This window comes from Streptomyces sp. NBC_01267 (genome assembly GCF_036241575.1).
In the GTDB taxonomy this organism is placed as follows: domain Bacteria; phylum Actinomycetota; class Actinomycetes; order Streptomycetales; family Streptomycetaceae; genus Streptomyces.
This window is the reverse complement of the sequence record NZ_CP108455.1, coordinates 7,385,414-7,412,210: the sequence shown is the minus strand read 5'-3', so window position 1 is coordinate 7,412,210 and position 26,797 is coordinate 7,385,414. Positions and strand designations below refer to the sequence as shown.

Here is a 26,797-nt window from a genome sequence, read left to right as displayed (position 1 = left end):
CGACTTCGGCGGTGGCTCCTCCGCAAGCCATGACGGGCAGCCGGGTGCGGCCGGACGCCGGATCAGCGGCCGATATCGCTCACGGGGCGGTGGTGGAGAACAACAGCAGGTACTCGCCGTACGTCAGCGAAAGTACCGTCAGGCTGCCCGTCAGAACAGCGACCGTACGCGGCCTGGCTTTCGCCATGGCCCGTGCGGCGGGAAACAGCAAAGGAAAGGCGGGGAGCAGGAATCGCGGTCTGGAGGAGTAGTAGTGCGAGCCGCCGACCGCGAGCACGAAGAGCACGAGCGTGTAGATGAGCAGGGGAAGCGGCGGGCGGTCGAGAATGAGCAGGACGAGCGCCGGTACCGCGACGAGGACTCCGGCCACGCCCATGTAGTAGGCCAGATGGGGAGTCCCGCCCTCGTCGGTGACGAGCCGCCGGATGAAGTCCAGTTCGCTCCGGCCGAAATCGAAGCGGGAGCCCCACTCGCGCTGGATCCGGAAATAGCCGAGCGGTCCGCCGGAGCGGGTGCCCACCCAGGCGACGTAGCCGAGCCAGCCGAGCGGCGCGAGGAGGGCGCCGGTCCAGATCCGCCAGTCGCGCCGGGCACCCTCCCGTTGCCACAGCACGATCAGCGCCGCGCTGAGCACGGCAGCGGCAACGGCGATGCCGCTGGGCCGGGCGAGCCCGGCGAGCAGGGCGAGGGAGCCCGCCCACAGCCAGCGGCGGGTGAGGAGGGCGTAGAGCGACCACGCGGCCAGCGCGGTCATCAGCGGCTCGCTGTAGGCCATGGTCATGACGACGGCGTGCGGAAGCACCGCGTAGAGCAGGACGAGCATGGTGGCTGCCCGGCGGCCGTAGAGCCGCTCACCGACGGCGTGGATGCCCCAGGCCGCGAACACGGCCGAGACCCAGGCCACCGTCAGTCCGGCGACGACCAGGCTGACCGGGACGAGCGCCGTGACAGCCCGTTCGAGGCCGGGGAAGAGCGGGAAGAAGGCGAGGTCGCTGCGGACGATGCCGGGGATCCGCGAGGGGCGCGTGGTGCCGTAACCGTGCTGGGCGATGCCCGCGTACCACCGGCTGTCCCAGGAATTGCCGAGCGCCGACCACATCGACCGGCCCGTGTGGTGGGCGACGATCGCCACCACGACAATGCCTGCGAGCCGCACCACCACGTAGAGCAGGAGCGCCGGAGCCGCCCTGCGCAGCGCCCCGGCCAGCCGTTGGAACGGAGGGGGCGCGTGTCCCCGGGGCGGGGACAGCGGCGGATGCGTCGCGGGATCAGCGGGCACAGCTCACCTCTGCCGTAGGTCCGACGAGTTGCCCACGCATTCGGCTCGCTCCGGGCCGGGCAGGTCCCAGGACCTGCCCCGCCGGTCTTGTCGGGTCAGCCCGGGGCGTCTGGTGCGGTGCATCGCAAGGCGCCGAAGTGTCCGCAGGGTGGTTTCCTGTGGGCACTTCGGCAACGCGGCGAGGTGCCGTATCAGACGCCCCGGGCCCGGCGAAGATCGGCCGGACAGGTCCTAATCGCCTTCGGGCGTCCCCGCCACGGGCATCGGCCGGAACCGAATCCGCGCCCTCGCTCTTCGGCAGCGCCTTGAACACCCAGGTCCGGTAGGACCAGAAGCGGAAGAGCGTGGCGACACCGATACCGAGGAACTTGAAGATATTGCTCTGCAACGTACTGTCCCAGCCGAAGCCGTACGTCGCCATGTAGAGAATGCCGTTCTCGATGACCAGCCCGATCAGGCTGAAGAAGACGAAGAGGGCGATCTCCCGCGTACGCTGCTGCCTTCCTCTGTGCCGGTAGGTGAAGTATTTGAATCCCACGTAGTTGAAGGCGATCGCGACCACGGTCGCGACGACTCCGGCCCGGATCACCTGCAGATGGGCGAAATGGCGGGCCAGATTGAACACCACGAGATTGACGGCAACTCCCGCGGCCCCGACCGTCACGAATTTGGCGACTTCCCGGTGAAGCCCGTCCGTACACTCATCTGTACGAGAATGCGCAGCGACCCGTTGGCTCATAGTTCGTCAACCTTCAGCGTGAAGATGCTCGCCCTGAGTTGTCGCCCCCCGTACGGTTCATCCGCGGTAGGTCTCCAGCAGCCGCAGCCATACCTCGCTGATCGTCGGATACGCGGGCACCGCGTGCCACAGCCGGTCGACCCGTACCTCGCCCGCGATCGCCACCGTCGCCGAGTGGAGCAGTTCGCCGACTCCCGGGCCCACGAAGGTCGCGCCGACGATCACCTCCCGGTCCAGGTCGACGACCATCCGGGCGTGTCCTCGGTAGCCGTCCGCGTACAGCCCCGCTCCGGCCACCACCGACATGTCGTAGTCGACGCCCCGGACGCGCAGGCCCGCGCTCTCCGCCTCGGCCAGGGTCAGCCCGGCCGAGGCCGCCTCCGGGTCGGTGAAGACCACCTGGGACACCGCGGCGTGGTCGGCGGTGGCGGAGTGGGCTCCCCACCGGTCCGTCTCCAGGAGGGGGACGCCCTGGGCCCGCGCGGTGATCGCCGCACCGGCGATGCGGGCCTGGTACTTGCCCTGGTGGGTGAGGAGCGCCCGGTGGTTGACGTCTCCGACGGCGTAGAGCCAGTCGCTGCCCTCCACCCGGCAGCTGTCGTCCACGGTCAGCCAGGAACCCGCTTCCAGGCCCACCGTGTCCAGGCCGATGTCCTCGGAGCGTGGGGCCCGGCCGGTGGCGATCAGGATTTCATCGGCCTCGATCCGTTCGCCGCTCTCCAGCACCACGGTCACCGGCCCGTTGTCCCGTTCGACGGACGCGGCGGACGTACCGGTACGGATGTCCACGCCCGCTTCGGTGAGCGCCGCGCCGACCAGTTCACCGGCGAAGGGCTCCATCCGCGGCAGCAGTCCGCCGCCGCGCACCAGCATGGTCACCCGGGAGCCGAGAGCCTGCCAGGCGGCGGCCATCTCGACGCCCACCACTCCCCCTCCGACGACCACCAGCCGTCCGGGCACGGCCTGGGCGCTGGTCGCCTCGCGGCTGGTCCACGGCCGGGCGTCCGCGAGTCCGGGAAGGTCCGGCACGACTGCCCGGGAGCCGGTGCACACGGCCACCGCGTGCCGTGCGGTCAGTACCTGTTCTCCGCCGTCGGGGCCGGTCACGGCGACCGTCTTCTTGCCCTGCAGACGCCCGTGTCCGCGGTAGAGGTCGGCTCCGATGGCGTCCAGCCAGGCGACCTGGCCGGCGTCCTTCCAGTGCGAGGCGTACGCGTCACGATGGGCGAGCACGGCCGGTACGTCGAGCGGGCCCTGGACGGCCTCGCGCAGTCCGGGAACCTTCCGTGCGTCGGCGCGCGCGGTCATCGGGCGCAGCAGCGCCTTGCTGGGCATGCAGGCCCAGTAGGAACACTCACCGCCGACAAGTTCGCTCTCGACCACCGCCACGCTGAGCCCCGCGGCTCTGGCCCGGTCCGCCACGTTCTCGCCGACCGGGCCCGCGCCGAGGACCACCACGTCGTACGCCCTGTCTTCCATGCGATCCGTCATGCAAGCCAGTCTGATACGGGGTGTGCGGGGCGGCCACATGGGCAGTCGGAATACGACAGCGGACGCGACGGTTGACGCGGGCGAATACACCGGTCAGTCAGAGAAAGCGGGCACAGTATGAGCACGGTGGAACTCACCAAGGAAAACTTCGACGACGTCGTCAGCGACAACGATTTCGTCCTCATCGATTTCTGGGCTTCCTGGTGCGGACCGTGCCGTCAGTTCGCCCCTGTCTACGAGGGTGCTTCGGAGCGGCATGCCGATCTGGTCTTCGCCAAGGTCGACACGGAGGCGCAGCAGGAACTGGCCGCGGCCTTCGAGATCCGGTCCATCCCCACGCTGATGATCGTGCGTGACAATGTCGCGGTCTTCTCCCAGCCCGGCGCGCTGCCGGAAGCCGCTCTGGAGGATGTGATCGGCCAGGCGCGCGCGCTGGACATGGACGAGGTCCGCAAGTCGGTGGAGGACGCGAAGAACGCGTGACGTCAGGTCTCCGTCGGGGGCCCGGCGGAGACCGGCCGGCAGGGCCTAGAAGGGATGGCCGGGCGGCTCCCGGCGGACGGTGGTCCAGCGCAGTTCGGTGAAGGCGTCCAGATTGGCCTCACCTCCGAATCGCGCTCCCGTCCCCGAGGCCGCCACTCCGCCGAAGGGTGCGACCGCCTCGTCGTTGACCGTCTGGTCGTTGATGTGGGCGATCCCGGTGGGGATGCGTTCCGCCAGTTCCAGGCCGAGTGCGGTGTCCCTGGTGATGACGGACAGGGAGAGACCGTACGGGCCTGCGGCGGCCAGGGACGCGGCCTCGTCGAGGGTGGCGAAGGAGCGCACGGGTGCCACGGGCCCGAACACCTCCTCCGTGTATGCGGGCGTGTGGTCGTCGGCGCCCGCGAGCACGGTGGGCCGGTAGAAGAGGTCCTGGTGGGTGCCTCCGGCGGCGAGTTCGGCGCCACGGGCCGTGCTCGCCCGTACCAGTTCGTGGATCTTCCCGAGCTGGGCCCTGTCGATGACCGGGCCCAGGTGTACCTGCTCGCGGTAGGGGTCGCCGACGGCGAGCGATTCGGCCCTGGCCGCCAGCCGCTCCACGTACTCCTCGTACAGCGACGCGTGGACGAGGTGGCGTCCGGTGGTCATGCAGATCTGGCCCTGGTGGAAGAAGGAACCCAGGACGCCTGGGCGACGGCCGCCTCGATGTCTGCGTCCTCCAGTACGACGAGGGCCGAGTTGCCGCCCAGTTCCAGGTGCACCCGCTTGAGCAGCCGGCCCGCAGCGGCGCCCACCGCCCGGCCCGCCGCGGTGGAGCCGGTGAAGGAGATGACCGGGACACGGGGGTCGGCGATCAGCGCCTGGCCTGCTTCGGCGCCGCCGGGCAGGATCTGCAGCAGCCCTTCGGGCAGACCGGCCTCGGCGAAGACCGCACCGAGGGAGATTCCCCCGCAGACGGCGGTGCGCGGGTCGGGCTTGAGCAGTACGGCGTTGCCGGTGGCCAGGGCGGGGGCGACGGACCGGATGGAGAGGATCAGCGGTGCGTTGAACGGTGCGATGACACCGACGACCCCGACCGGGACCCGCCGCGTGTAGGAGAGACGCGGTTCCTCGCTGGGCAGCACCTGGCCGGTGGGCCGGGAGGCGAGAGCCGCGGCCTCGTAGCACTCCTGCGCCGCGACGTGCAGCTCGAAGGCGGCTTTGCCGGGGATCGAGCCGGATTCGCGGACCAGCCACTCGCTCAGTTCCTCGGCGTGTGCGGTGAAGAGGTCACCGGCCTTGCGCAGGACAGCGGCGCGCAGGAAGTGCGGGGTTCGCGCCCAGGCGCCCTGCGCGAGGTGCGCGGCCTCGGCGGCCGGGGCGACGTCCTCGGCGGTGGCGAGGACGACCGTGGCGAGGGTCTCCCCGGTGGCGGGCTCGATGACGGGGGATTCATCGCCGCTGAGCTTCCGGGGCTGCCAGGTCTTGGGGTCGAGCAGGGGCATCGCACATCTCCAGCGGCTCAATGACAGCTCGGTAGCGGATCATTCGTGGCTCGGACGGCGGGTCATCAGCGCTGCGCAGGCGCGCAGAACCCGCCCGGATCGAACACGCTGCCGATGCGCCCGCGTGCAGCATCGTAACCAGTCCGTCCGGGGAAGGTCGGCCCGGGGAAGGAACGCCCTCACGCACCTGCGCCCGACCCCAAGTCCGGCCGCTTCGACGCGAGTTCGGTGCGGTCCGACCCCGGCCGTCAGCGTTCGAGTACGAGCGCGAGGCCCTGGCCGACGCCGATGCACAGCGCGGCGAGTCCCGTTCCGGAACCGGCGGCGGCCAGTTGGTGCGCCACGGATCCGGCGAGCCGCGCACCCGAGGCGCCGAGCGGATGGCCGATGGCGATGGCGCCGCCGCGCGGGTTGACGAGGGCCGGGTCGAGTTCCGGCCACTCCGCGAGGCAGCCGAGCGCCTGCGCGGCGAACGCCTCGTTCAGTTCGAAGGTGGTGAGGTCACCGAAACCCTTGCCCGCCTTCGCCAGGGCCCGCCGGACCGCTTCCACCGGGCCGAGCCCGAAGAGCTGCGGCTCGATTCCGGTGACCGCCGACGCCCGGATGCGGGCGAGGGGTTCACGGCCGGTGGCCCGCAGCCCTTCGTCGTCGACGAGCAGCAGCGCCGCCGCGCCGTCGTTGAGCGGGGAGGCGTTGCCCGCGGTGACCGTGCCTCCCGCGCGGAAGACGGGCTTCAGCCCGGCGAGGGCGTCCATGCTCGACCCCGCGCGGATGCACTCGTCGCGCGACAGAGTGGCGCCGTCGTACGGGACGACCTCACCGTCGTAGAGGCCCGCGTCCCAGGCGGCGGCTGCCTTGCCGTGGCTGGCCAGCGCGAAGGCGTCCTGCTGGGCGCGGGTGATGCCGTGTCTGTCGGCGACGAGTTCGGCGCCCTCCCCGAGGGCGACGGTCCACTCCTGCGGCATCCGCGGGTTGGTCATCCGCCAGCCCAGCGTCGTGGAGTGCATCTGCTGGTGTCCGGCCGGGAAGGCGCGTTCGGGTTTCTGGACCACCCAGGGCGCCCGGGACATGGATTCGACCCCGCCCGCGACGGCCACGGACGCGTCGCCGAGCGCGATGGCGCGGGCCGCCTGGATGACGGCTTCGAGCCCGGAGCCGCACAGCCGGTTGACGGTGACACCGGGCACGGAGACCGGAAGTCCGGCCAGGAGTACGGCCATTCTGGCCACGTCGCGGTTGTCCTCGCCCGCGCCGTTGGCATCGCCGAAGTACACGTCGTCGATGCGCGACGGGTCGAGGTCCGGGGTTCGGTCCACGAGCGCCTTGACGACATGGGCCGCGAGGTCGTCGGGACGTACCGCGGAGAGCGCCCCTCCGAACTTCCCGACCGGCGTACGGACTGCGTCGACGATGTAGACGTCGCGGATACTCATCGAATCTCTCCCACGCGCACTGTTCGCCCAGTGAACTATTGTTCATGAATGGCTGCTGCCCGAGTGTCTGTCCAACTCCGGCCCCTGTCAACGGGGCACCGGACGGGAACCCGCGGGGAAGCGGAACCCCGTCCGCCCGGTCAGCCCCGGGCGAGCACCTTCCACAGGCCGGGGTCCTCGAACCCGAGGGCCCAGAGCGAAGTGTTGCGCACCCCGTACTTCCGGAGCGGGGCCAGCTGCACACCGATCCCGCGGGCGTCCTCGTACCAGACCGTCCTGGACACCGGCCCTTCGTCGTACGTGAAGTGCGGAGTGCCGGAGGCCGGGTCCAGCGCGTAGGGCGCGCCCACCTTGCGGCGCAGCGCCTCCGCCTCCTTCCACGTCACGTGGCGCGCCGGGCGGGTGCCGTCGGCGCGCCAGTCCCATCCGTACGCGGGCAACGCCATCTCGATCTTCGCGGGTGCCACCAGCGCCGTGGCCCGCCGCAGGATCCGGTCGTACCAGCCGGTGCCGGACACGGGTCCGGGTTCCCCGCCCGACCAGTGGAGGTCGTACGCCATGATCCGCATCCGGTCGGCGGCGCGGCCGATCGCGGCGTAGTCCCAGATGCGGCCGGTGGTGGCGGTCTGCGGCGAGACCGTGACGACGCACTGCTTGTGCCTCGCGTGGAGGGCGGCGCAGAGCTCGGTCACGAACTCCGCGAAGGCGGCACGCACCTTCCGGTACATGGCATCGGGCGTCGGGGCGATGGTCTCGTAGTCGAGGTCGATGCCGTCGTATCCGTGGCTGTTCGCGAGCCGCACCAGCGTGCTGATCTGTGCCGAGCGCAGGCCGGGCGTGGTGAGGATCGCCGCCAGCTCGCCCGGCTTCATCGTGTCCATGTCCATGACGGTGGGCACCACGTCGATCCCGGCCCGGTGCAGCCCCGCGACGATCCGGGCGTCACCGGCGCCCGGGTGGCCCTCGATGCGGTCGGCCGCCGCGGTCCTGTACCAGAAGGGGCTCACGGTGTGCAGTTGGCCGGCGTGACGCAGCGCGTCCCGGTAGGCGTTCTCCCGGTCCCAGTACGGGAGCCAGGCCGACGCCGTACGGGGTACCGGTCCGGCGGCCGGGGCGTCCGGCGGGGGCGAGAGCGCCGTGGTCGCGGGCAGGGCGGCAAGCAGCAGGGACACCAGGGCGGACACCGGGCGGAGCGCCCGACGGGAGGTACGCGGCAGGGGCATGGCCCGAGCCTGGAGCCCGGTCGGAGGTCCCGCCCCGCGGAGTGGTCCGTCCAGGCTCTCACGTGACCCGGATGACTACGTATCAGGCTGACCGCACCGACCTGCCGGGCAGCTCCGGCCCGACCGCCACGACCGAGGCCGAGCCCCGCGACATCGGCCCCGTCCGGACCTCCTACGCCCCCGACCGTGACGGCGCACCCGACCCCGGCGAGATCGTCTGGACCTTCGTGCCGTACGAGGAGAACGACGGCCGCGGCAAGGACCGTCCGGTCCTGGTGGTGGCCAGGGAGGAGGCCGGCACCCTGCTCGCGGTACGCCTCTCCAGCAAGCCGCACGACCGCGACCGGGAGTGGCTGGCGATCGGGGCCGGGCCCTGGGACCGCGAGGGCCGGGAGTCCTGGGTCGACCTGGACCGGGTCCTGCGGGTGTACGAGGACGGAATGCGGCGTGAGGCGTGCGCGCTCGACCGGCCGCGGTTCGACGCCGTCGTGGAACGACTCAGGGAGCGCTACGGCTGGCGCTGACCTGCGTGATCGCACCGAGGGCCGCACCCGGGTGGCCGGGTGGGGCCCTGTCGGGCACCGTGGACCCGTGAACGATCCGGTCTCCCGGGGCGCACTTGTGCGGACGATCGACAGTGGCTTAGGTGGAACGGAGCGTTCTCCGAAAGGCGACCGGAGGACGCCGGAAGGTGTCTTCGGAACGAGGAGCCGATCATGCCCCCACCCCTGCTCACCGAAGCGGCCGCGGAGCATCTGCTTCGATGTATCTGCTTCAAGACGGGCCCGCCCCGGACCGTCGGTGTCGAACTCGAATGGCTCGTCCACGACCGGTACCGGCCACACATCCCTCTGTCCGAGGCCCGGATCGAGCAGGCGTACACCGCGGTGCGGGCGCTGCCTCTCTCTTCGGCTCTCACGTTCGAACCCGGCGGCCAGCTGGAGCTCAGCTCGCTTCCCGCCGCTTCCCTGACACAGTGCATCGAGTCCGTCTCCGCGGATCTGGACGCCGTTCGCGCCTCGTTGCGCGGCTCGGACCTGGTGCTGACCGGTCTGGGCCAGGACCCCTGGCATCCTCCGCGCAGGCTGCTGCGTGAGCCGCGGTACGACGCGATGGAGATCTGCCTGGACCGCAACGGGACCGCGGGCCGCGCCATGATGTGCGGTTCGGCTTCCATCCAGGTCTGTCTGGACGCGGGGCACGCGGAGCCGGGGCCGCTCGGCTACGGCAGGCGCTGGCAGCTGGCCCATCTGCTGGGCGCGGTGCTGGTGGCCGCGTTCGCCAACTCCCCGCACCGCCAGCGCCGTCGCACCGGCTGGCTCTCCACCCGCCAGTCCCAGTGGGCGGATCTCGACCCGGTCCGCTCCCTGGCGCCGCCCGGCGACCGGGAGCCGCGGGAGGCCTGGGCGGCGCACGTCCTGGATGCCCCGGTGATGTGCATCCGCGCCGAACAGGGCCCCTGGCCGGTGCCGGAGGACCTGTCGTTCCGCGACTGGCTGCGCACGGGCCTGCCCCGGCCGCCGACCCGCGAGGACCTCGACTACCACCTGACCACGCTGTTCCCTCCGGTACGCCCCCGTGGCCATCTCGAACTGCGCATGATCGACGCCCAGTCCGGTGAGGACGGGTGGATCGTCCCGCTGGCGGTGACCACCGCGCTCTTCGACGACCCGGCGGCGGCCGAGACGGTGTACCGGGCCGTCAAACCCCTCGCGGAGACGGCAGGTCGGGCTCCCGCCCCCTGCAATCCGCTCTGGGTCACCGCCGCCAGGTCCGGACTCGCCGACCCGGAACTGCGGGCGGCAGCCGCGGCCTGCTTCGACGCCGCGCTGGAGGCACTCCCCCGGCTCGGCGCCGGCGTCGCGGTGCAGGACGCGGTCGCCTCGTTCGCCGACCGCTATGTCGTACGGGGCCGCTGCCCGGCCGACGACCTGCTCGATCCCGACCAGGGGAAGGAACACTGCCGATGACCGCCGACCCGACGGCGCTGCGCCGGACCGCGCTGGACGCGCTCACCACGGCGCGCAGCCGTACCAGCGCCCTGACGGACTGTGTCGACGACGATGAACTCACCGCCCAGCACTCGCCTTTGATGTCCCCGCTGGTCTGGGACCTGGCGCACATCTCCAACCAGGAGGAGCAGTGGCTCCTGCGGGCGGTCGCGGGCCGGGAGGCGATGCGCCCGGAGATCGACTCGGTCTACGACGCCTTCGAGCACCCGCGGGCGACCCGCCCCTCGCTGCCGCTGCTGCCCCCGGCCGAGGCGCGCCGCTACGCCTCGGACGTACGCGGCCGGGTCCTCGACGTACTGGAGAACACTCCGTTGCACGGCCGTCCCCTGGTCGACGCGGCCTTCGCGTTCGGCATGATCGCCCAGCACGAACAGCAGCACGACGAGACCATGCTGATCACCCATCAGCTGCGGCGGGGCCCGGTCGCGCTCACCGCTCCCCCGCCGCCGTCCACCGATGCCGCCGGGCTCCCCGGCGAAGTCCTGGTGCCCGGCGGCCCGTTCACCATGGGCACCTCGACGGAGCCGTGGGCGCTGGACAACGAGCGGCCCGCGCACCAGCGCCTGGTACCGGCCTTCCATATCGACACCACCCCGGTGACCAACGGCGCGTTCCTGCACTTCATCGAGGACGGCGGGTACCGCGAGGAGCGCTGGTGGCAGGCGAAGGGCTGGGACCTGGTCCGCGGGCAGGAGCTCGGCGCGCCGCTCTTCTGGCACCGCGAGGGCGGCCAGTGGCTGCGCCGGCGGTTCGGCGCGGTGGAGCCCGTGCCGCTCGACGAGCCGGTGCTGCACGTGAGTTGGTACGAGGCGGACGCGTACGCCCGCTGGGCCGGGCGGCGGCTGCCGTCCGAGGAGGAGTGGGAGAAGGCCGCCCGGCACGACCCCGCGACCGGCACGTCGTACCGCTACCCCTGGGGCGACGCCGACCCGACCCCCGAGCGGGCCAATCTCGGCCAGCGGCACCTCGGCCCCGCCGTGGCAGGAAGCTATCCGGAGGGCCGAGCACCGTCCGGCGCACGCCAGTTGATCGGTGACGTGTGGGAGTGGACGTCCAGCGACTTCCTGCCCTATCCCGGCTTCGTCGCCTTCCCCTACCGGGAGTACTCGGAAGTCTTCTTCGGCCCGGACCACAAGGTGCTGCGCGGCGGCGCCTTCGCCGTGGGCGAGGTGGCCTGCCGGGCCACCTTCCGCAACTGGGACCTGCCGGTGCGCCGTCAGATCTTCTCCGGTTTCCGTACCGCGAAGGATGCCTGATGTGCCGTCATATCGCCTGTCTGGGACCGGCGGAACCACTCGGCGAGGTCCTCGTGAAACCCGGACACGCGCTGCTGCGCCAGTCCTGGGAGCCACGCCGTCAGCGCCACGGCACGGTCAACGCGGACGGATTCGGCGTCGGGTGGTACGCGCAGGACGATCCGGTCCCCGCCCGCTACCGCCGCGCCGGGCCGATCTGGGGCGACCTCTCCTTCGCCGATCTGGCCCGGGTGGTGCGCAGCCGGGCGTTGCTCGCCGCGGTGCGCGACGCCACCGGGGCGGGCGCCGACGGGGAGGCCGCGGCGGCGCCGTTCGCCGCGGGCCGCTGGCTGTTCAGTCACAACGGCGCGGTCAGCGGCTGGCCCGCGAGCGCCGCTCCGCTCGCCGCTTCGCTCCCGGTCGCCGAACTGCTCGCCCTGGAGGCGCGTTGCGACTCCGCGCTGGTCTGGGCGCTCGTCCTGCACCGGCTGCGCGAGGGGGACCCGATGGGGCAGGCCCTCGCCGACACCGTGACGGAGCTCGCCGAGGCGGCGCCCGCTTCCCGGCTGAATCTGCTGCTGACCGACGGCGATGCGATCACCGCCACCGCGTGGGGCGACACCCTCTGGTACCGCGTGGAGCCCGGTCACCGCACGGTGGTGGCGTCCGAGCCGTACGACGACGATCCCGCCTGGCGCGAGGCACCGGACCGCACCCTGCTGGTGGCCACCCGCACCGAAGTCCTGCTGACCCCCCTCAAGGAGCCCACGGCGTGAGTCCGTTCCTGCTGACCCGCACCCTGCCCGAGGACGCCACGGACGCCGCACTGCGCGCCGACGTCCTCGACGGCCTGACGCGCGCGCCCAAGACCCTGCCGCCCAAGTGGTTCTACGACGCCCGTGGCAGTGATCTCTTCGAGGAGATCACCGCGCTGCCCGAGTACTACCCGACGCGTGCGGAGCGGGAGATCCTGCTCGCCCGCGCCGACGGGATCGCACGGGCCACCGGGGCACGCACCCTGATCGAGCTGGGTTCGGGGTCCTCGGAGAAGACCCGGCATCTGCTCGACGCGCTGCCGGAGCTGGAGAGCTACGTTCCGGTGGACGTCAGCGGGAGCGCGCTCACCGCCGCGGCCGACGCGCTGCTCGCCGAGCGTCCCACCCTCGCCGTGCACGCGCTGATCGCGGACTTCACCCGCGAACTGGCGCTGCCCGCGGCGCCCGGCCCGCGGCTCGTCGTCTTCCTCGGCGGCACCATCGGCAATCTGCTGCCCGCCGAACGGGCCGCCTTCCTGCGGTCCGTCCGGGATCTGCTGGAACCCGGCGACAGCCTGCTGCTCGGCACCGACCTGGTGAAGGACGAGCGGGTCCTCGTGACTGCCTACGACGACGCGGCCGGGGTGACCGCCGCGTTCAACAAGAACGTCCTGAGCGTCATCAACCGTGAACTGGGGGCCGACTTCGATCCGGCCGGCTTCGCCCATGTCGCGCTCTGGGACCGGGAGAACGAGTGGATCGAGATGCGGCTGCGGGCACGCCGGGCAGTCACCGTGAAGATTCCCGAACTGGATCTGGTGGTGCCGTTCGCGGCGGGCGAGGAGGTACGGACCGAGGTGTCCGCCAAGTTCCGGCAGGACGGGGTCCGTACGGAACTCGCCGCTGCCGGGCTGGAGCTGCACCACTGGTGGACGGACACCGGGGGCAGGTTCGCCCTGTCGCTCAGCGGACCACCGGCCCGTCCGTGAGCCGCGTCGCTCACCATCCACCAGCCCGTCCGTGAGCCACGTCGCTCAGCGGTCCACCAACTCGTCCGTGAGCCGCTTCGATGCCTTCTTCGCAGCCGCCTCGGGGTCCTGGCCGGTGAGGACCTCCGTCATGTAGGGCTTGATCGGGTTGTCCGCCTCGACCGCCGCCCAGCGCGGCGAGTTCGGGGTGGCCCTGCCGTGCGCGGCGCCCGCGGCCATCGCGGCGGTGCCCTCCTCGCCCTGCACCACACCGGCGAGGCCGGCCTTGTTGGGGACGTAGCTCATGGTCCGGGCGAGTTCGGTCTGCCACTTCTTTCCGGCCAGGGCTTCGACGACCTTGACCGCAGCGTCACCGTCATGGGCCTTGTCGGGGATGATCAGGTCCGATCCGCCGGTGAACACCGCCGCCGGTCTGGCGGCCGTCTTCCCCGGAATCGGGAAGAAGCCGAGCTTGCCCTTGAGTTCCGGATTCTTCTTCAGGATGGTCTGGGCGGTGCCGGGCACCGCGACGATCTGGGCGACATCGCCACCCGCGAACACGTCGGCCTGCTGCGGGTGGGCCTCGTCCGCGTTCCTCGGCCCGTCGCCGAGGGACTGCAGTTCCTTGTAGAAGGACATCGCCCGGAGGGCGGCCGGGCTGTCGAGGACGCCGGTGTAGTTCCCGCCCGCTTCCTCGGCCAGTTCGCCGCCCTCGTCCCAGATGAAGCCGGAGAGGGTGTACCAGTCCTGCCCTGCCAGGTAGATGCCCTGCCGACCGCCCTGGTTGAGCAGCCCGGTGTCGTGGATCCACTCCGCGCGGGTCCTGGGCGGCTTGGTGATCCCGGCGTCCTTGAACAGGTCCTTGTTGTAGATGACGACGCGGTTGGCGGCGTACCAGGGGATGCCGAACTGCGCGCCGTTGATGCTTCCGGGATCGGCGAGACCCGGCAGCCAGTCCTTGCTTCCGAGGTCGCGGACGGCTTCGAGGGTGAGATCGCGCAGACCGCCGCTCTGCGCGTACATCGCGACCTGGGTGTTGCCGACCTCGATCAGGTCGGGGCCGTCACCGGACTGGAGCGCCGCGGTGACCTTGGCCCCGATGCCGCCCCACTCCTGGATCCGGACATCCAGCTTGATGTCCTTGTGCTCGCTCTCGAACTGCTGGGTGAAGTCATGGATGAAGCCGTCGGACGCGCTGCCCTTCATCAGCCAGACAGTGACCGTGCTGGTGTCACCGCCGGTGCCCGGCAGATAGCCGCAGCCGCTGAGGGCGGTGGCGGTGAGCAGGACGGTGCAGCACAGACCGAGACGGTTCTTCACGGAGGTCACCTCTGACGTAAGGACACGACAGTTCATGACCCGACGTGGGGGAAGCACTGACGGCTTGAACGGGTTGGCTGGATTTTGGTACAGACCATTCGTCGCGGTCAAGTCACTGAACGCACACTCTTGCGATTCCTGATGTTCATGAGGCTCCTGGGTCGCCTCGCGGAGCCGCGCCGGGTGGGGGACGGTGGAGTGGGGCGACCAAAGGAGTGTGACGCGCATGTCGGGAAACACCTACCGGGTGACGGAGATCGTCGGCACCTCGCACGAAGGCATCGACCAGGCCATCCGCAACGGTCTGGGACGGGCGTCCCGAACGCTCAGGAGCCTCGACTGGTTCGAGGTCACCCAGGTGCGCGGCCAGATCGTGGACGGCCAGGTCGAGCACTACCAGGTCGGCCTGAAGGTCGGCTTCCGGCTGGAGGACAGCGAGTGACCGGCCCTTGGCCCCCCGCGCCGCTCGGCCCCCCGCCCCGGCCGGGGTGCACCGGACCGGGCCGGGGAATGCCCGCGCTCTCCGCGCGTTGAACCCTGCGTGAGCTCTGTGATCTCCTCGACCCGGTTCTCCGTACTCGACCGGTCCCGCACCCGCGAGGGGCACGACGCCCCGCAGGCGCTGCGCGACACGGTGCGCTTCGCCCAGCAGGCGGAGTCGCTCGGCTACCACCGGTTCTGGGTCTCGGAGCATCACAGCGTGCCGGGCGTCGCGGGCTCGGCACCCACTGTCCTGGCCGCCGCGGTCGCCGCCGCCACCTCGACGATCCGGGTCGGTACGGGCGGGGTGATGCTGCCCAACCACCAGCCCCTCGTCGTCGCCGAGCAGTTCGGGGTGCTGGAGTCGCTCTTCCCCGGCCGGATCGACATGGGCCTGGGGCGGTCGGTCGGATTCACCGACGGCATCCGCAAGGCTCTGGGCCACGACCGCGGCGACGCCGAGCACTTCGCCGCCCAAGTGGCCGAACTGCTGGGCTATTTCTCCGGCACGCAGGACGTGCACCCGCAGGTCCACGCCCACCCCGCAGAGGGGCTGCACCTGCCCGCATTCATTCTGGCGACGGGCGCGGGCGCCCAGGTGGCGGCTGCTGCCGGGTTGCCGCTGGTGATCGCCGCCGTGCGGGGCGAGGACGAGATGCTGCGCGCCGTCGACGGCTACCGGGACGCCTTCCGGCCCTCCGCGTGGAGCGAGCGGCCGTACGTCGTGCTCTCCGGCACCGTTGCCGTGGCCTCCTCCACGGAGGAGGCCCGGCGGATCCTGCTGCCCGAGGCGTGGTCGACCGCCTACTCCCGTACGCACGGCGCGTTTCCCCCGCTCGCCCCTGCCGAGCAGATCGCGGGCCGGCGGATGACCGCGCGGGAACGGGCGCTCTTCGAGAAGGCCCAGCGCGGTCAGCTGCACGGCACCGAGGACGAGGTGGCCGACGGGCTGGAAAAGGTCCTCGGGCGCAGCGGTGCCGACGAGTTCCTGGTGACGACCAGTACGTACGACCGGACGGCGATGCTGGACTCCTACCGGCGGCTGGCCCGGATCACCGGCCGCCGCACGGCCCCGCCCGCTACCGGGTGACCGGCTCTTCCGTCGCCCATCAGGCGCAGGTGTCCTCCGGCACCGACCGCCCGGACGGGTTGCCGGGCTGTCCGCACGCTCTGCTACGGTCTCTCCCATGTCCGCAGTGAACTGTTGGTATTGGCGCTATGAGCCGGCTCCGGGTGGAGCCGGAGGTCACGTGCGCTGACCCACCGATCACCCGGAGCCAGCAAGGCAGAGACGCATCCGTCTCTGCCTTTCGTCGTACAGGCGGGCTGGTACCGGGTGACACACACGTCACTGCCGACGGCCTCCCGCCGCAGCAGAAACGGGAAGCACCATGCACACCGCCACCACCGCCGCCTCGTCCACCGGCACGTCCGACACCGGCGACCTCCGGGTCACCGACTTCCAGCGGCTCGTCCCACCCTCCGCGCTGCGGGACGAACTCCCCCTCGGCGCCGAGCGCGTGGCGCTGGTCCGCGAGAGCAGGCGTGAGGTACGGGACGTGCTCACCGGAGCGGACGACCGGCTCCTGCTCGTCGTGGGGCCCTGCTCCGTCCACGACCCCGCCGCGGCCCTGGAGTACGCGCGGCTGCTGGCCGCGGCCACTGCTCCGCTCCGCGGTGAGCTCTGCGTCGTGATGCGCGTCTACTTCGAGAAGCCGCGGACGACGCTGGGCTGGAAGGGACTCATCAACGACCCCGGTCTGGACGGCACGCACGACGTGCAGCGGGGGCTGCGCCTCGCCCGTCAGGTGCTGCTGGACGTACTCGACACGGGGCTTCCGGTCGGCTGCGAATTCCTGGAGCCGACGAGTCCGCAGTACATCGCCGACGCGGTGACCTGGGGCGCCATCGGTGCGCGAACGCCGGAGAGCCAGGTGCACCGGCAGCTGGCCTCGGGGGTGTCGATGCCGGTCGGGTTCAAGAACGCCACGGACGGAGACGTGCAGTCCGCGGTCGACGGCTGTCGCACCGCCGCGGGCAGTCATGTGTTCTTCGGGATCGACGGCGACGGCCACGGCTCGGTCGTCTCGACGTCCGGCAACCCCGACTGCCACGTGATTCTGCGCGGGGGCCGCGGCGGCCCCAACTACGGTCCGCAGGACGTCCGCGAGGCGCTCGCGCTGCTGGACGCCGCGGGCATGCCCGGCCGGCTGGTGGTGGATGCCAGCCACGCCAACAGCGGCAAGGACCATGTGCGTCAGGCCGAGGTCGTACGGGAGATCGCCGCCCGGGTGGCCGCGGGCGAGCAGGGGATCGCCGGGGTGATGCTGGAGAGCTTCCTGCTGGCGGGGCGCCAGGAGCCCGGCCCGCTGGACACGCTGGTCCACGGACAGAGCGTGACGGACGCCTGCGTCGGCTGGGAGGAGACCGAACGGCTGCTGGGCGAGCTGGCGGCTGCCGTCGCCGAGCGGCGCGCGGCACGCGGCTGACGCACCCGGGCCGGGCGCCGCGGCTCGCCGCGGACCTCCGCCGTGACGGCGCCCGGTACCGGGCGGCGGTGCCGCCGCCCGAGGACACGCCGGGGAAGGGGCGGCGGCCGGGGCCCGGCGGCGCGCCGGGTGACGATGTGGGGAACGCTCACCGCCCGTTGCCCTTCCGTCGTCCGACCGTCCGCCAGGGGGACCCCGCATGACCGGCACCCAGGCCGAGCCCACCCCGGAAAAGGCTGCCGGGTCCTCCCGTTCCTGGCGCGCCTGGCTGCTGGAGGGGCTGAGCGAGCAGACGGCGCGGCACCCCGGTCCGCACGGCACTCCCCCGGCCGAGCACAAGGGACATGCCTGGTGGCGGGTCATGTGTCTGACCGGTGTGGACTACTTCTCCACACTCGGCTACCAGCCCGGTATCGCCGCGCTGGCCGCCGGGCTGCTCTCCCCTCTCGCCACCCTGGTGCTGCTGGCCCTGACGCTCGGCGGGGCGCTGCCCGTCTACCGGCGGGTGGCGCACGAGAGCCCGCACGGCGAGGGCTCGATCGCCATGCTCGAGAGACTGCTGCCCTGGTGGGCGGGGAAGCTCTTCGTCCTGGTGCTGCTCGGTTTCGCGGCCACCGACTTCATGATCACCATCACTCTGTCGGCCGCCGACGCCTCCGCCCATGTGGTGGAGAACCCGTTCGCCCCGCACTGGCTGCACGGTGCCAACCTCTGGATCACCCTCGGCCTGATCTCCGGACTCGGCGCGATCTTCCTGAAGGGCTTCAAGGAAGCGATCGGCATCGCGGTCGTCCTGGTGGCGATCTACCTCGGGCTGAACCTGATCGTCCTCGCCGACGCGGTCTGGAACGTGGCGAACAAACCGGTGGACGTGAGCAATTGGTGGCAAGCGGCGAGGGCGGCGCACTCCTCACCGCTCGCCATGATCGGCGTGGCGCTGCTGGTCTTCCCCAAGCTCGCGCTCGGTATGTCCGGCTTCGAGACCGGGGTCGCGGTGATGCCACAGATCCGCGGCGCCGCCTCCGACACGTACGCGAACCCCGCCGGGCGGATCCGGGACACCCGCAGGCTGCTCACCACGGCCGCACTCATCATGAGCGGCTTTCTGCTGGTGTCCAGCCTGGCCACCACGATCCTCATCCCCGCCCCCGAGTTCAAGGCGGGCGGCCAGGCCAACGGGCGCGCGCTCGCCTATCTCGCCCACACGTATCTCGGCGAGGCCTTCGGGACGGTCTACGACGTCTCCACGATCGCCATCCTGTGGTTCGCGGGCGCGTCGGCGCTGGCCGGGCTGCTCAATCTCGTACCGCGCTATCTGCCGCGCTACGGCATGGCCCCCGAGTGGACCCGCGCGGTCCGCCCCCTCGTGCTCATCTTCGTGGCCATCGCCTTCTTCATCACCTGGCAGTTCGACGCCAACGTCGACAAGCAGAGCGGCGCCTACGCCACCGGTGTGCTGGTCCTGATGCTCTCCGCGTCGTTCGCTTCCACGGTCGCCGTCCTCCACCGGCGCCGCCGCCGGGCCGCGCTGGGCTTCGGCGCCATCACCGCGGTCTTCGCCTACACCCTGGTCACCAATGTCATCGAGCGCCCCGACGGCCTGAAGATCGCCTCCCTCTTCATCGTCGGGATCCTGCTGACCTCGTTCGCCTCGCGGGTGCGGCGCGCCTTCGAACTGCGCGCCGCCGAGGTGACGCTCGACGCCGCCGCGGTCCGGCTGGTCGACCTGGCCGCCCGTTCCGGACCGTTGCAGCTCATCGCCAACGAACCGCACGAGCACAGTGCGGCCGAGTACCGCGCCAAGGAGAACAGCCAGCGCGAGGCGACGTACATCCCGGGCGGACGGGCGGTGCTCTTCCTCGAAGTCACCGTCCAGGACTCGTCCGATTTCACCGTGGACGTGGCCGTACACGGCGAGGAGCGCTACGGGGTCCAGATCCTGCGGGTCGTCGGGCCGGGGGTGCCGAACACCATCGCGGCCGTGCTGCTCCAGCTCCGGGAACACACCGGCGAGGTTCCGCACGCCTACTTCAACTGGACCGAGGGCAACCCGGTCGGGCATCTGCTGCGCTTCCTGGTGTTCGGTGACGGAGAGGTGGCCCCGGTGACCCGCGAGGTCCTGCGCCGCGCGGAACCCGACCCGGCGCTGCGGCCCCGCGTGCACGTCGGCTGACGTCCGCACGCGCCTTTTCGCCCTCCGGCGTCAGCGTCGCGTCAGTACCGGGCAGCCGCGCGTCAAGCATCCGTCAGCGGGACGGGAGGTCCCCCGGGACAGGGGCATAGCGTCACCGATGTGTCCGCGGCCCGACCGGGCCGAGGGCGCCCACCCACCTCTTCGTCCAGGAGAACCGTCATGCCCACGAGTGAGAACGCCGACACCACAGAACCTCCCGAACAACTCCCGGCCGGACCCCTCTTCGTGCCCGTCCGGCCGGGATGCACGAGCTGCTCGGTCCGGGTCTTCCGCACTCCGCCCGGTGTCCGTACGGCAGTCGGCTTCACCTCGGAGGCACGGCTGCGGAACACGCTGGGCGGCGGCCAGCCGTGGATCAGGCTCTCCGAGGCCGCGCTGCGGGCGCTGGTCGGGCCGCTCGGGATCGCCGCGCTCACCGTCGACCCGCCGTTCTCCGCGCCCGCGGCCCAGTCGTACCCGTACCCGTACCCGTACCCGTACCCGGAGTCCGGCGGACGGGAGGCCGTCCGGCCCGACCGGGGCGAGCGGCCCGCCGCCACGCCGCGCGCCGCGAGTCCGTCGACGGGCTCCGCTCTCCGTCCGCTGATCGGCTGAGGAGTACCCATGACTGTCTCCGTCCCCTCTCCCCTCTGCGCGGCCTCCACCCCGTCCGGTCAACAGCCGGACACCGACGGGCTCTCCGTCTGGCCCGCCTCCGCCCGGTCCGTGCCCGACGGGGACGTGACCGTGGGCGGGGTCTCGCTCGCCGAGGTCGCCGACCGGTTCGGCACCCCGGTGTACGTGCTCGACGAGGCCGAGGTCCGGGGGCGCTGCCGCGCCTACCGCGCGGCCTTCCCGGAGGCCGATGTCGTCTACGCCGCGAAGGCGTTCCTGTGCCGGGCCGTCGCCCACTGGGCCGAGGAGGAGGGCCTGGGCCTCGACGTCTGTTCCGCGGGCGAGCTGGAACTGGCGGTCACCACGGGCTTCCCGCCCGAGCGGATCGTGATGCACGGCAACGCCAAGAGCCCGGCCGACCTGCGTGCCGCTGTCCGGCTGGGCGTGGGACGGATCGTCGTCGACAGCGCGTCCGAGATCGCCCGGCTGGCCGCGACCGTCGCCCCGGGCGAGCGGCAGTCGGTGATGGTCCGGGTGGTGCCGGGGATAGCCGCGGGCGGGCACGCCGCGGTCCGTACCGGTACGGAGGACCAGAAGTTCGGTCTGTCGATCACCGACGGCTCCGCGCAGCACGCCATCGCCAAGATCCTCGGCCAGCCGCACCTCGAACTCGTGGGCCTGCACTGCCACATCGGGTCCCAGATCTCCTCGGCCAGACCGTATGTCGCGGCGGTGCGGCGCCTGGTCGGGCTGATGGCCCGGGTGCGGGAACAACACGGCGTGGTACTGGGGCAGTTGGACATCGGGGGTGGCCATGCCATCGCCTACCGGCCCGGCGAGGAGAGCCTCGACACCGCCGTCCTGGCTTCCCGGGTCCACGCGGAGCTGGCGGACGGCTGCGCGCGGAACGCACTGCCGGTGCCGCGGCTCACCCTGGAGCCGGGCCGCGCGGTCATCGGGCCCGCCGGGGTCGCCGTCTACCGGGTGCTCTCCGTCAAACGCACCGGTGGGCGTACGTTCGTGGCGGTCGACGGCGGGATGAGCGACAACCCCAGACCGGCCCTGTACGGCGTCCGGTACGCACCGCGGCTGATCGGCCGCCGTCCGACCGCGGGGCCCGCCGTGGTCACCGTGGTGGGGCGGCACTGCGAGGCGGGCGACGTGCTGGCGGACGCGGTGGCGCTGCCCGCGGACGTACGGCCCGGTGATCTGCTGGCGGTACCGGCCGCCGGCGCCTACCACCTCTCCATGGCCTCCGCCTACAACCTGGTCGGCCGGCCGCCGGTGATCGCCGTACGGGACGGCTCGGCCCGGGTGCTGGTGCGGCGGGAGTCGCTGGACGACATGCGGCGCCGGGACGTGGGGATCTAGACCGGGCGAGGTACGGGGTTCGGGCGGGGCCGGGGTGCCTCGCGGTGCGGGGGCCGCGGGGCGCTCCTCGACCGGCCGGCAATCGCTGGTCGGTCTTAGAATTCCGGTATGCAAAGCCCTCATGACCCGTACGTACGCGTCCGTGGCGCCCGTGAGCACAATCTGCGCGACGTCGATGTGGACATCCCCCGTGACGCCCTGGTGGTGTTCACGGGGGTCTCGGGTTCGGGTAAGTCCTCGCTCGCTTTCGGGACGGTCTACGCCGAGGCCCAGCGCCGGTATTTCGAATCGGTCGCGCCGTACGCCCGGCGGCTGATCCACCAGGTGGGCGCGCCCGCGGTCGGCGAGATCACCGGGCTGCCGCCCGCGGTCTCGCTCGAACAGCGCAGGTCGGCCCCGACCTCACGGTCCTCCGTGGGCACGGTCACCACGCTCTCCAATTCCCTGCGGATGCTCTTCTCCCGCGCGGGCGACTACCCGGCGGGCGCCGAGCGGCTGGACTCGGACGCCTTCTCACCGAACACGACGGCCGGGGCCTGCCCGGAGTGCCACGGACTGGGCCGGGTGCACCGCACCAGCGAGGCGTTGCTCGTGCCCGATCCCTCGCTGTCGGTACGGGAGGGGGCGATCGCCGCCTGGCCCGGTGCCTGGCAGGGCAAGAACCTCCGCGATGTGCTGGACGCGCTCGGGTACGACGTGGACCGGCCGTGGCGCGAGCTTCCCCAGGAGGAGCGGGACTGGATCCTCTTCACCGACGAGCAGCCGGTGGTGACCGTGCACCCGGTGCGGGACGCGGGGCGGATCCACCGGCCCTACCAGGGCACGTACATGAGCGCCCGGCGCTATGTCCTGCACACCTTCGCGGACTCCAGGAGCCAGTCGCTGCGCGCCAGGGCGGAGCGGTTCCTGGCGAGCACGCCGTGTCCGGTGTGCGGCGGGAACCGGCTGCGGCCGGAGTCCCTCGCGGTGACCTTCGCGGGCCGGACCATCGCCGAACTCGCCGCGCAGCCGCTGTCCGTGCTGGCCACGGTGCTTGCCGGAGAGCACAGCGGTGAGACGGCCCGGGTGCTGACCGCGGATCTGCTGGCCCGTATCGCGGTCGTCACCGAGCTGGGGCTGGGATATCTGAGCCTGGACCGCGGCACGCCCACCCTGTCGTCGGGCGAGCTGCAACGCCTGCGGCTGGCCACCCAGTTGCGCTCCGGACTGTTCGGTGTCGTGTATGTGCTCGACGAGCCGTCCGCGGGGCTGCACCCGGCCGACACCGAGGCCCTGCTGGTGGTACTCGACCGGCTGAAGGCGTCCGGCAACTCCGTCTTCGTCGTGGAGCACCAGCTGGATGTCGTACGCCGTGCGGACTGGCTCGTCGACGTGGGACCGCACGCGGGCGAGCACGGCGGCCGGGTGCTGCACAGCGGGCCGCCCGGACTCCTCGCGGAGGTGGCCGAGTCCGTGACCCGCCGCTATCTCTTCGGTGAATCCGCCGCTCCCGCGCGCGCCGTGCGGGAGGCGTCCGGGCTGCTGGAGATCGGCCCGGTCACCCGGCACAACCTCGTCGCCCTGCGGGCCACGGTCCCGCTGGGTGCCTTCACCGCCGTGACCGGCGTCTCGGGCTCCGGCAAGTCCACCCTCGTCGGCGAGATCACCGAGGAACTGCCCGGCGTGAAAAGGCTGGTGACGGTGGATCAGAAACCGATCGGCAGGACGCCGCGGTCCAACCTCGCCACGTACACCGGCCTCTTCGACGTCGTGAGGAAGCTCTTCACCGCCACCGAAGAGGCACAGGCACGCGGTTACCGGGCGGGCCGGTTCTCCTTCAACGTGACGGGCGGGCGGTGCGAGACCTGCCAGGGCGAGGGGTTCGTCTCCGTCGAACTGCTGTTCCTGCCGAGTACGTACACCCCGTGCCCGGACTGTCACGGCGCGCGCTACAACCCCGAGACCCTGGAGATCACCTACCAGGGGCTCGACATCGCGGGGGTGCTGGATCTGACGGTGGAGTCGGCGGCGGACTTCTTCGCCGGTTCACCCGCGGCCGTGCGCAGTCTGCGGGCGCTGCTCGACGTGGGCCTGGGCTATCTGCGGCTGGGACAGCCCGCGACCGAGCTGTCCGGCGGCGAGGCGCAGCGCATCAAGCTGGCGGCCGAGCTCCAGCGTGCCCGCCGCGGTCACACCCTGTACGTCCTGGACGAGCCGACCACCGGGTTGCACCCGGCCGATGTCGAGGTGCTGATGCGGCAGTTGCACGGGCTGGTCGACGCGGGGCACTCGGTGGTGGTCGTGGAGCACGACATGGCGGTGGTGGCCGGGGCGGACTGGGTGATCGACCTGGGGCCCGGCGGTGGCGACGAGGGTGGACGGATCGTCGCCGCGGGGCCGCCGGAAGAGGTGGCGCTGACGGCCGGCAGCCGGACCGCTCCCTATCTCGCGCGGGCGCTGTCCCGGTCGTGACCGGCCGGTCCGTGCCGCCGGCCGGTCACCCGTCTTCCGCCGGCCGGTTCAGCGGCCCGGGGTGCAGGGCCCAGGGTTCAGCGGGCCGGGGTGCAGCGGCCGGGGTTCAGCGGCTGACCTTGCGGGCCGCCCGCAGCCACTCCTTGTTCATCGCGGTGATCGACGGCAGCGGGATGCCCTTGGGACAGGCCGTGGCGCACTCGCCGGTGAGGGTGCAGCCGCCGAAGCCCTCGTCGTCCATCTGGGCGACCATGTCGAGGACACGGGTCTCGCGTTCGGGGGCGCCCTGCGGGAGCACGTTGAGGTGGTTGATCTTCGCCGAGGTGAAGAGCATCGCGGAGCCGTTGGGGCAGGCCGCGACGCACGCTCCGCAGCCGATGCACTCGGCGTGCTCGAAGGCGAAGTCGGCGTCCGGCTTCGGCACGGGCGTGGAGTGCGCCTCGGGGGCCGCGCCGGTGGGCACGCTGACGTACCCGCCGGACTGGATGATCCGGTCGAAGGCCGACCGGTCGACGACGAGGTCCTTGACGACCGGGAAGGCCGAGGCCCGCCACGGCTCGACGTCGATGGTGTCGCCGTCCTGGAAGGAGCGCATGTGGAGCTGACAGGTGGTGGTGCGCTCCGGGCCGTGGGCGTCGCCGTTGATGACCAGGCTGCACGCTCCGCAGATGCCCTCCCGGCAGTCGTGGTCGAAGGCGACGGGCTCCTCGCCCTTGAGCGTGAGCTCCTCGTTCAGGGTGTCGAGCATCTCCAGGAACGACATGTCCTGGGAGATGCCGTCGACCTGGTAGGTGGTCATGGCTCCGGCGGCGGTCGCGTTCTTCTGGCGCCAGACGCGCAGGGTGAGCTTCATGCGTAGCTCCGCTGAGTGGGGTGGACGTACTCGAAGACCAGGTCTTCCTTGTGCAGGACGGGGGCGTCGCCGGTGGCGGTGAACTCCCAGGCAGCCGCGTACGAGAACTCCTCGTCGCGGCGCGCGGCCTCGCCGTCCGGGGTCTGCGACTCCTCGCGGAAGTGGCCTCCGCAGGATTCCGACCGGTGGAGGGCGTCGAGGCATATCAGTTCGGCCAGTTCCAGATAGTCGACGACGCGGTTGGCCCGCTCCAGCGACTGGTTGAACTCCTGGCCGGTGCCCGGCACCTTGATGCGGCGCCAGAACTCCTCGCGGATCTGCGGCAGTCGGGCGAGGGCCTTGCGCAGGCCCTCCTCCGTGCGGGCCATCCCGCAGAACTCCCACATCAGTTCACCGATCTCCCGGTGGAAGGAGTCCGGGGTGCGGTCGCCGTCGACGGCGAGCAGCAGATTGAGCCGGTCCTCGGTCTCCGCGACGGCCTCGGCGACGGCCGGGTGGTCCGCGCCGATCTCGTCGTGGTGCGGGTTGCGGGCGAGGTAGTCGTTGATGGTGGACGGCAGGACGAAGTACCCGTCGGCGAGCCCCTGCATGAGCGCGGACGCGCCCAGCCGGTTGGCGCCGTGGTCGGAGAAGTTCGCCTCGCCGATCGCGAACAGGCCGGGCACGGTGGTCTGCAGGTCGTAGTCGACCCAGAGTCCGCCCATCGTGTAGTGCACGGCCGGATAGATGCGCATGGGGGTCTCGTACGGGTTCTCCGCGGTGATCCGCGCGTACATGTCGAAGAGGTTGCCGTACTTCTCCTCGACGGCCTTGCGCCCCATGCGGCCGATCGCGTCGGCGAAGTCCAGGTAGACGCCCTGTCCGCCGGGGCCGACGCCGCGGCCCTCGTCGCAGACGTTCTTCGCGGCGCGCGAGGCGATGTCGCGCGGTACGAGGTTGCCGAACGACGGGTAGGTGCGCTCCAGGTAGTAGTCGCGTTCGTCCTCGGGGATCTCGTTGGCCGGGCGGGCGTCGCCCTTCGCCTTCGGTACCCAGATACGGCCGTCGTTGCGCAGCGACTCGCTCATCAGGGTGAGTTTGGACTGGTGGTCACCGGTGCGCGGGATGCAGGTGGGGTGGATCTGGGTGAAGCAGGGGTTGGCGAAGTACGCGCCGCGCCGGTGGGCGCGCCAGGCCGCGGTGGCGTTGGAGTTCATGGCGTTCGTCGACAGGTAGAAGACGTTGCCGTAGCCGCCGCTGGCCAGCACCACGGCGTCCGCGAAGTAGCTGGAGATCTTGCCGGTGATCAGGTCGCGGGCGACGATCCCGCGGGCCTTGCCGTCGATGACGACGAGGTCGAGCATCTCGGTGCGCGGGTGCATCTCCACGGTGCCGGCCGCGATCTGCCGCGACAGCGCCTGGTAGGCGCCGAGGAGGAGTTGCTGTCCGGTCTGGCCGCGGGCGTAGAAGGTGCGCGAGACCTGGACGCCGCCGAAGGAGCGGGTGTCGAGGAGTCCGCCGTACTCGCGGGCGAACGGCACGCCCTGGGCGACGCACTGGTCGATGATCTCCACCGAGATCTGGGCGAGCCGGTGGACGTTGGACTCGCGGGACCTGAAGTCGCCGCCCTTGACGGTGTCGTAGAAGAGCCGGTGCACCGAGTCGCCGTCGTTGCGGTAGTTCTTCGCGGCGTTGATGCCGCCCTGTGCGGCGATGGAGTGGGCGCGGCGCGGCGAGTCCTGGTAGCAGAACTGCACGACGTGGTAGCCCTGTTCGGCGAGCGTGGCGCCCGCGGAACCGCCCGCGAGTCCGGTGCCGACGACGATGACGGTGTGCTTGCGGCGGTTGGCCGGGTTGACCAGTCTGGCCTCGAAGCGGCGGGTGTCCCAGCGTTCGGCGACGGGCCCCTCGGGGGCCTTGGTGTCGGAGAGCGGCGCGCCGGTCCCGTACTGCGTGTAGTCGGTCAT

20 protein-coding genes and 2 pseudogenes are annotated in these 26,797 nt (G+C 71.5%); 13 read left to right on the top strand and 9 right to left on the bottom strand.

The window, feature by feature from the left end; all coding sequences use genetic code 11:
• Positions 1 to 79: 79 nt before the first annotated feature.
• The 3 genes and pseudogenes from OG709_RS33010 to OG709_RS33000 all read right to left on the bottom strand — a co-directional run bounded on the left by OG709_RS33010 (position 80) and on the right by OG709_RS33000 (position 3,509).
• Positions 80 to 1,279 carry a mannosyltransferase family protein gene (locus OG709_RS33010; protein WP_329168766.1) on the bottom strand — a complete coding sequence of 400 codons (1,200 nt, stop codon included), beginning with the start codon at positions 1,277 to 1,279 and terminating at the stop codon, positions 80 to 82.
• A 244-nt stretch (positions 1,280 to 1,523) separates the two neighbouring features.
• Positions 1,524 to 2,018 (bottom strand): annotated as a pseudogene (locus OG709_RS33005) (GtrA family protein); the annotation flags it as partial.
• Between the two features lie 57 nt (positions 2,019 to 2,075).
• The gene (locus OG709_RS33000) at positions 2,076 to 3,509 is read right to left on the bottom strand and encodes a dihydrolipoyl dehydrogenase family protein (RefSeq protein ID WP_329168764.1); all 1,434 of its coding nucleotides are present in this window, start codon (positions 3,507 to 3,509) and stop codon (positions 2,076 to 2,078) included.
• A gap of 117 nt (positions 3,510 to 3,626) precedes the next feature.
• Here OG709_RS33000 and trxA point away from each other — a divergent pair, with 117 nt between their 5' ends.
• Positions 3,627 to 3,992: a thioredoxin gene (gene trxA, locus OG709_RS32995; RefSeq protein ID WP_250301671.1), complete on the top strand. Its 366-nt coding sequence runs from the start codon at positions 3,627 to 3,629 to the stop codon at positions 3,990 to 3,992.
• 45 nt (positions 3,993 to 4,037) lie between these two features.
• Here trxA and OG709_RS32990 read toward each other — a convergent pair.
• The 3 genes and pseudogenes from OG709_RS32990 to OG709_RS32980 all read right to left on the bottom strand — a co-directional run bounded on the left by OG709_RS32990 (position 4,038) and on the right by OG709_RS32980 (position 8,129).
• Positions 4,038 to 5,473, bottom strand: a pseudogene (locus OG709_RS32990) (aldehyde dehydrogenase family protein).
• A gap of 248 nt (positions 5,474 to 5,721) precedes the next feature.
• Positions 5,722 to 6,906: a thiolase family protein gene (locus OG709_RS32985; protein ID WP_329168761.1), complete on the bottom strand. Its 1,185-nt coding sequence runs from the start codon at positions 6,904 to 6,906 to the stop codon at positions 5,722 to 5,724.
• A gap of 140 nt (positions 6,907 to 7,046) precedes the next feature.
• Complete coding sequence (locus tag OG709_RS32980) at positions 7,047 to 8,129, bottom strand: glycosyl hydrolase family 18 protein (protein ID WP_329168759.1); 1,083 nt, start codon at positions 8,127 to 8,129, stop codon at positions 7,047 to 7,049.
• Positions 8,130 to 8,200: 71 nt separating this feature from the next.
• Between OG709_RS32980 and OG709_RS32975 the strand changes: the two genes are divergently transcribed.
• The 5 genes from OG709_RS32975 (at position 8,201) to egtD (ending at position 13,120) form a co-directional block, all read left to right on the top strand.
• The gene (locus tag OG709_RS32975; RefSeq protein WP_329168758.1) at positions 8,201 to 8,653 is read left to right on the top strand and encodes a type II toxin-antitoxin system PemK/MazF family toxin; all 453 of its coding nucleotides are present in this window, start codon (positions 8,201 to 8,203) and stop codon (positions 8,651 to 8,653) included.
• A 192-nt stretch (positions 8,654 to 8,845) separates the two neighbouring features.
• Complete coding sequence (gene egtA / locus OG709_RS32970) at positions 8,846 to 10,099, top strand: ergothioneine biosynthesis glutamate--cysteine ligase EgtA (protein ID WP_326693554.1); 1,254 nt, start codon at positions 8,846 to 8,848, stop codon at positions 10,097 to 10,099.
• Positions 10,096 to 11,397, top strand: a complete 1,302-nt coding sequence (gene egtB, locus OG709_RS32965) for an ergothioneine biosynthesis protein EgtB (protein WP_250301681.1) — start codon at positions 10,096 to 10,098, stop codon at positions 11,395 to 11,397. The genes egtA and egtB overlap by 4 nt, the downstream gene beginning before the upstream one ends.
• Positions 11,397 to 12,152, top strand: a complete 756-nt coding sequence (egtC, locus tag OG709_RS32960; RefSeq protein ID WP_266645623.1) for an ergothioneine biosynthesis protein EgtC — start codon at positions 11,397 to 11,399, stop codon at positions 12,150 to 12,152. Before egtB ends, egtC begins: the two co-directional genes overlap by 1 nt.
• The gene (gene egtD, locus OG709_RS32955) at positions 12,149 to 13,120 is read left to right on the top strand and encodes an L-histidine N(alpha)-methyltransferase (RefSeq protein ID WP_250301684.1); all 972 of its coding nucleotides are present in this window, start codon (positions 12,149 to 12,151) and stop codon (positions 13,118 to 13,120) included. Before egtC ends, egtD begins: the two co-directional genes overlap by 4 nt.
• A 45-nt stretch (positions 13,121 to 13,165) precedes the next feature.
• Here the strand turns inward: egtD and OG709_RS32950 are convergent, their stop codons facing one another.
• Positions 13,166 to 14,419, bottom strand: a complete 1,254-nt coding sequence (locus OG709_RS32950; RefSeq protein WP_266645626.1) for an extracellular solute-binding protein — start codon at positions 14,417 to 14,419, stop codon at positions 13,166 to 13,168.
• Between the two features lie 226 nt (positions 14,420 to 14,645).
• Between OG709_RS32950 and OG709_RS32945 the strand changes: the two genes are divergently transcribed.
• The 7 genes from OG709_RS32945 to OG709_RS32915 all read left to right on the top strand — a co-directional run bounded on the left by OG709_RS32945 (position 14,646) and on the right by OG709_RS32915 (position 23,998).
• Positions 14,646 to 14,861, top strand: coding sequence for a dodecin (locus OG709_RS32945; protein WP_250301688.1), 216 nt, complete (start codon positions 14,646 to 14,648; stop codon positions 14,859 to 14,861).
• A gap of 99 nt (positions 14,862 to 14,960) precedes the next feature.
• Entirely contained in the window at positions 14,961 to 15,989 is a 1,029-nt protein-coding gene (locus OG709_RS32940) for an MsnO8 family LLM class oxidoreductase (protein ID WP_329168756.1), read from the top strand.
• 301 nt (positions 15,990 to 16,290) lie between these two features.
• Positions 16,291 to 17,388: a 3-deoxy-7-phosphoheptulonate synthase gene (locus OG709_RS32935; RefSeq protein WP_250301692.1), complete on the top strand. Its 1,098-nt coding sequence runs from the start codon at positions 16,291 to 16,293 to the stop codon at positions 17,386 to 17,388.
• A gap of 199 nt (positions 17,389 to 17,587) precedes the next feature.
• Positions 17,588 to 19,561, top strand: coding sequence for an amino acid transporter (locus OG709_RS32930; protein ID WP_250301693.1), 1,974 nt, complete (start codon positions 17,588 to 17,590; stop codon positions 19,559 to 19,561).
• Between the two features lie 180 nt (positions 19,562 to 19,741).
• A complete protein-coding gene (locus OG709_RS32925; RefSeq protein ID WP_329168754.1) occupies positions 19,742 to 20,176 on the top strand; it encodes an SAV_915 family protein in 435 nt (144 codons plus the stop codon).
• A gap of 9 nt (positions 20,177 to 20,185) precedes the next feature.
• Positions 20,186 to 21,547 carry a diaminopimelate decarboxylase gene (lysA, locus tag OG709_RS32920; RefSeq protein ID WP_326693557.1) on the top strand — a complete coding sequence of 454 codons (1,362 nt, stop codon included), beginning with the start codon at positions 20,186 to 20,188 and terminating at the stop codon, positions 21,545 to 21,547.
• A gap of 108 nt (positions 21,548 to 21,655) precedes the next feature.
• Entirely contained in the window at positions 21,656 to 23,998 is a 2,343-nt protein-coding gene (locus OG709_RS32915) for an ATP-binding cassette domain-containing protein (protein ID WP_250301696.1), read from the top strand.
• Between the two features lie 106 nt (positions 23,999 to 24,104).
• On the opposite strand, the gene OG709_RS32910 is transcribed toward OG709_RS32915, so the two are convergent.
• Entirely contained in the window at positions 24,105 to 24,851 is a 747-nt protein-coding gene (locus tag OG709_RS32910) for a succinate dehydrogenase/fumarate reductase iron-sulfur subunit (RefSeq protein WP_250301697.1), read from the bottom strand.
• Positions 24,848 to 26,797 (bottom strand): fumarate reductase/succinate dehydrogenase flavoprotein subunit, encoded by a 1,950-nt coding sequence (locus tag OG709_RS32905; RefSeq protein ID WP_329168749.1) that lies wholly within the window; start codon positions 26,795 to 26,797, stop codon positions 24,848 to 24,850. The genes OG709_RS32910 and OG709_RS32905 overlap by 4 nt, the downstream gene beginning before the upstream one ends.

What these genes read in the sequence shown, in the direction of transcription:
- OG709_RS33000 (WP_329168764.1), bottom strand. Translation starts at nt 3,509, where the DNA reads ATGACGGATCGCATGGAAGACAGGGCGTACGACGTGGTGGTCCTCGGC.
- trxA (WP_250301671.1), top strand. Translation starts at nt 3,627, where the DNA reads ATGAGCACGGTGGAACTCACCAAGGAAAACTTCGACGACGTCGTCAGC.
- OG709_RS32985 (WP_329168761.1), bottom strand. Translation starts at nt 6,906, where the DNA reads ATGAGTATCCGCGACGTCTACATCGTCGACGCAGTCCGTACGCCGGTC.
- OG709_RS32980 (WP_329168759.1), bottom strand. Translation starts at nt 8,129, where the DNA reads ATGCCCCTGCCGCGTACCTCCCGTCGGGCGCTCCGCCCGGTGTCCGCC.
- OG709_RS32975 (WP_329168758.1), top strand. Translation starts at nt 8,201, where the DNA reads ATGACTACGTATCAGGCTGACCGCACCGACCTGCCGGGCAGCTCCGGC.
- egtA (WP_326693554.1), top strand. Translation starts at nt 8,846, where the DNA reads ATGCCCCCACCCCTGCTCACCGAAGCGGCCGCGGAGCATCTGCTTCGA.
- egtB (WP_250301681.1), top strand. Translation starts at nt 10,096, where the DNA reads ATGACCGCCGACCCGACGGCGCTGCGCCGGACCGCGCTGGACGCGCTC.
- egtC (WP_266645623.1), top strand. Translation starts at nt 11,397, where the DNA reads ATGTGCCGTCATATCGCCTGTCTGGGACCGGCGGAACCACTCGGCGAG.
- OG709_RS32945 (WP_250301688.1), top strand. Translation starts at nt 14,646, where the DNA reads ATGTCGGGAAACACCTACCGGGTGACGGAGATCGTCGGCACCTCGCAC.
- OG709_RS32935 (WP_250301692.1), top strand. Translation starts at nt 16,291, where the DNA reads ATGCACACCGCCACCACCGCCGCCTCGTCCACCGGCACGTCCGACACC.
- OG709_RS32930 (WP_250301693.1), top strand. Translation starts at nt 17,588, where the DNA reads ATGACCGGCACCCAGGCCGAGCCCACCCCGGAAAAGGCTGCCGGGTCC.
- OG709_RS32925 (WP_329168754.1), top strand. Translation starts at nt 19,742, where the DNA reads ATGCCCACGAGTGAGAACGCCGACACCACAGAACCTCCCGAACAACTC.
- lysA (WP_326693557.1), top strand. Translation starts at nt 20,186, where the DNA reads ATGACTGTCTCCGTCCCCTCTCCCCTCTGCGCGGCCTCCACCCCGTCC.
- OG709_RS32915 (WP_250301696.1), top strand. Translation starts at nt 21,656, where the DNA reads ATGCAAAGCCCTCATGACCCGTACGTACGCGTCCGTGGCGCCCGTGAG.
- OG709_RS32910 (WP_250301697.1), bottom strand. Translation starts at nt 24,851, where the DNA reads ATGAAGCTCACCCTGCGCGTCTGGCGCCAGAAGAACGCGACCGCCGCC.
- OG709_RS32905 (WP_329168749.1), bottom strand. Translation starts at nt 26,797, where the DNA reads ATGACCGACTACACGCAGTACGGGACCGGCGCGCCGCTCTCCGACACC.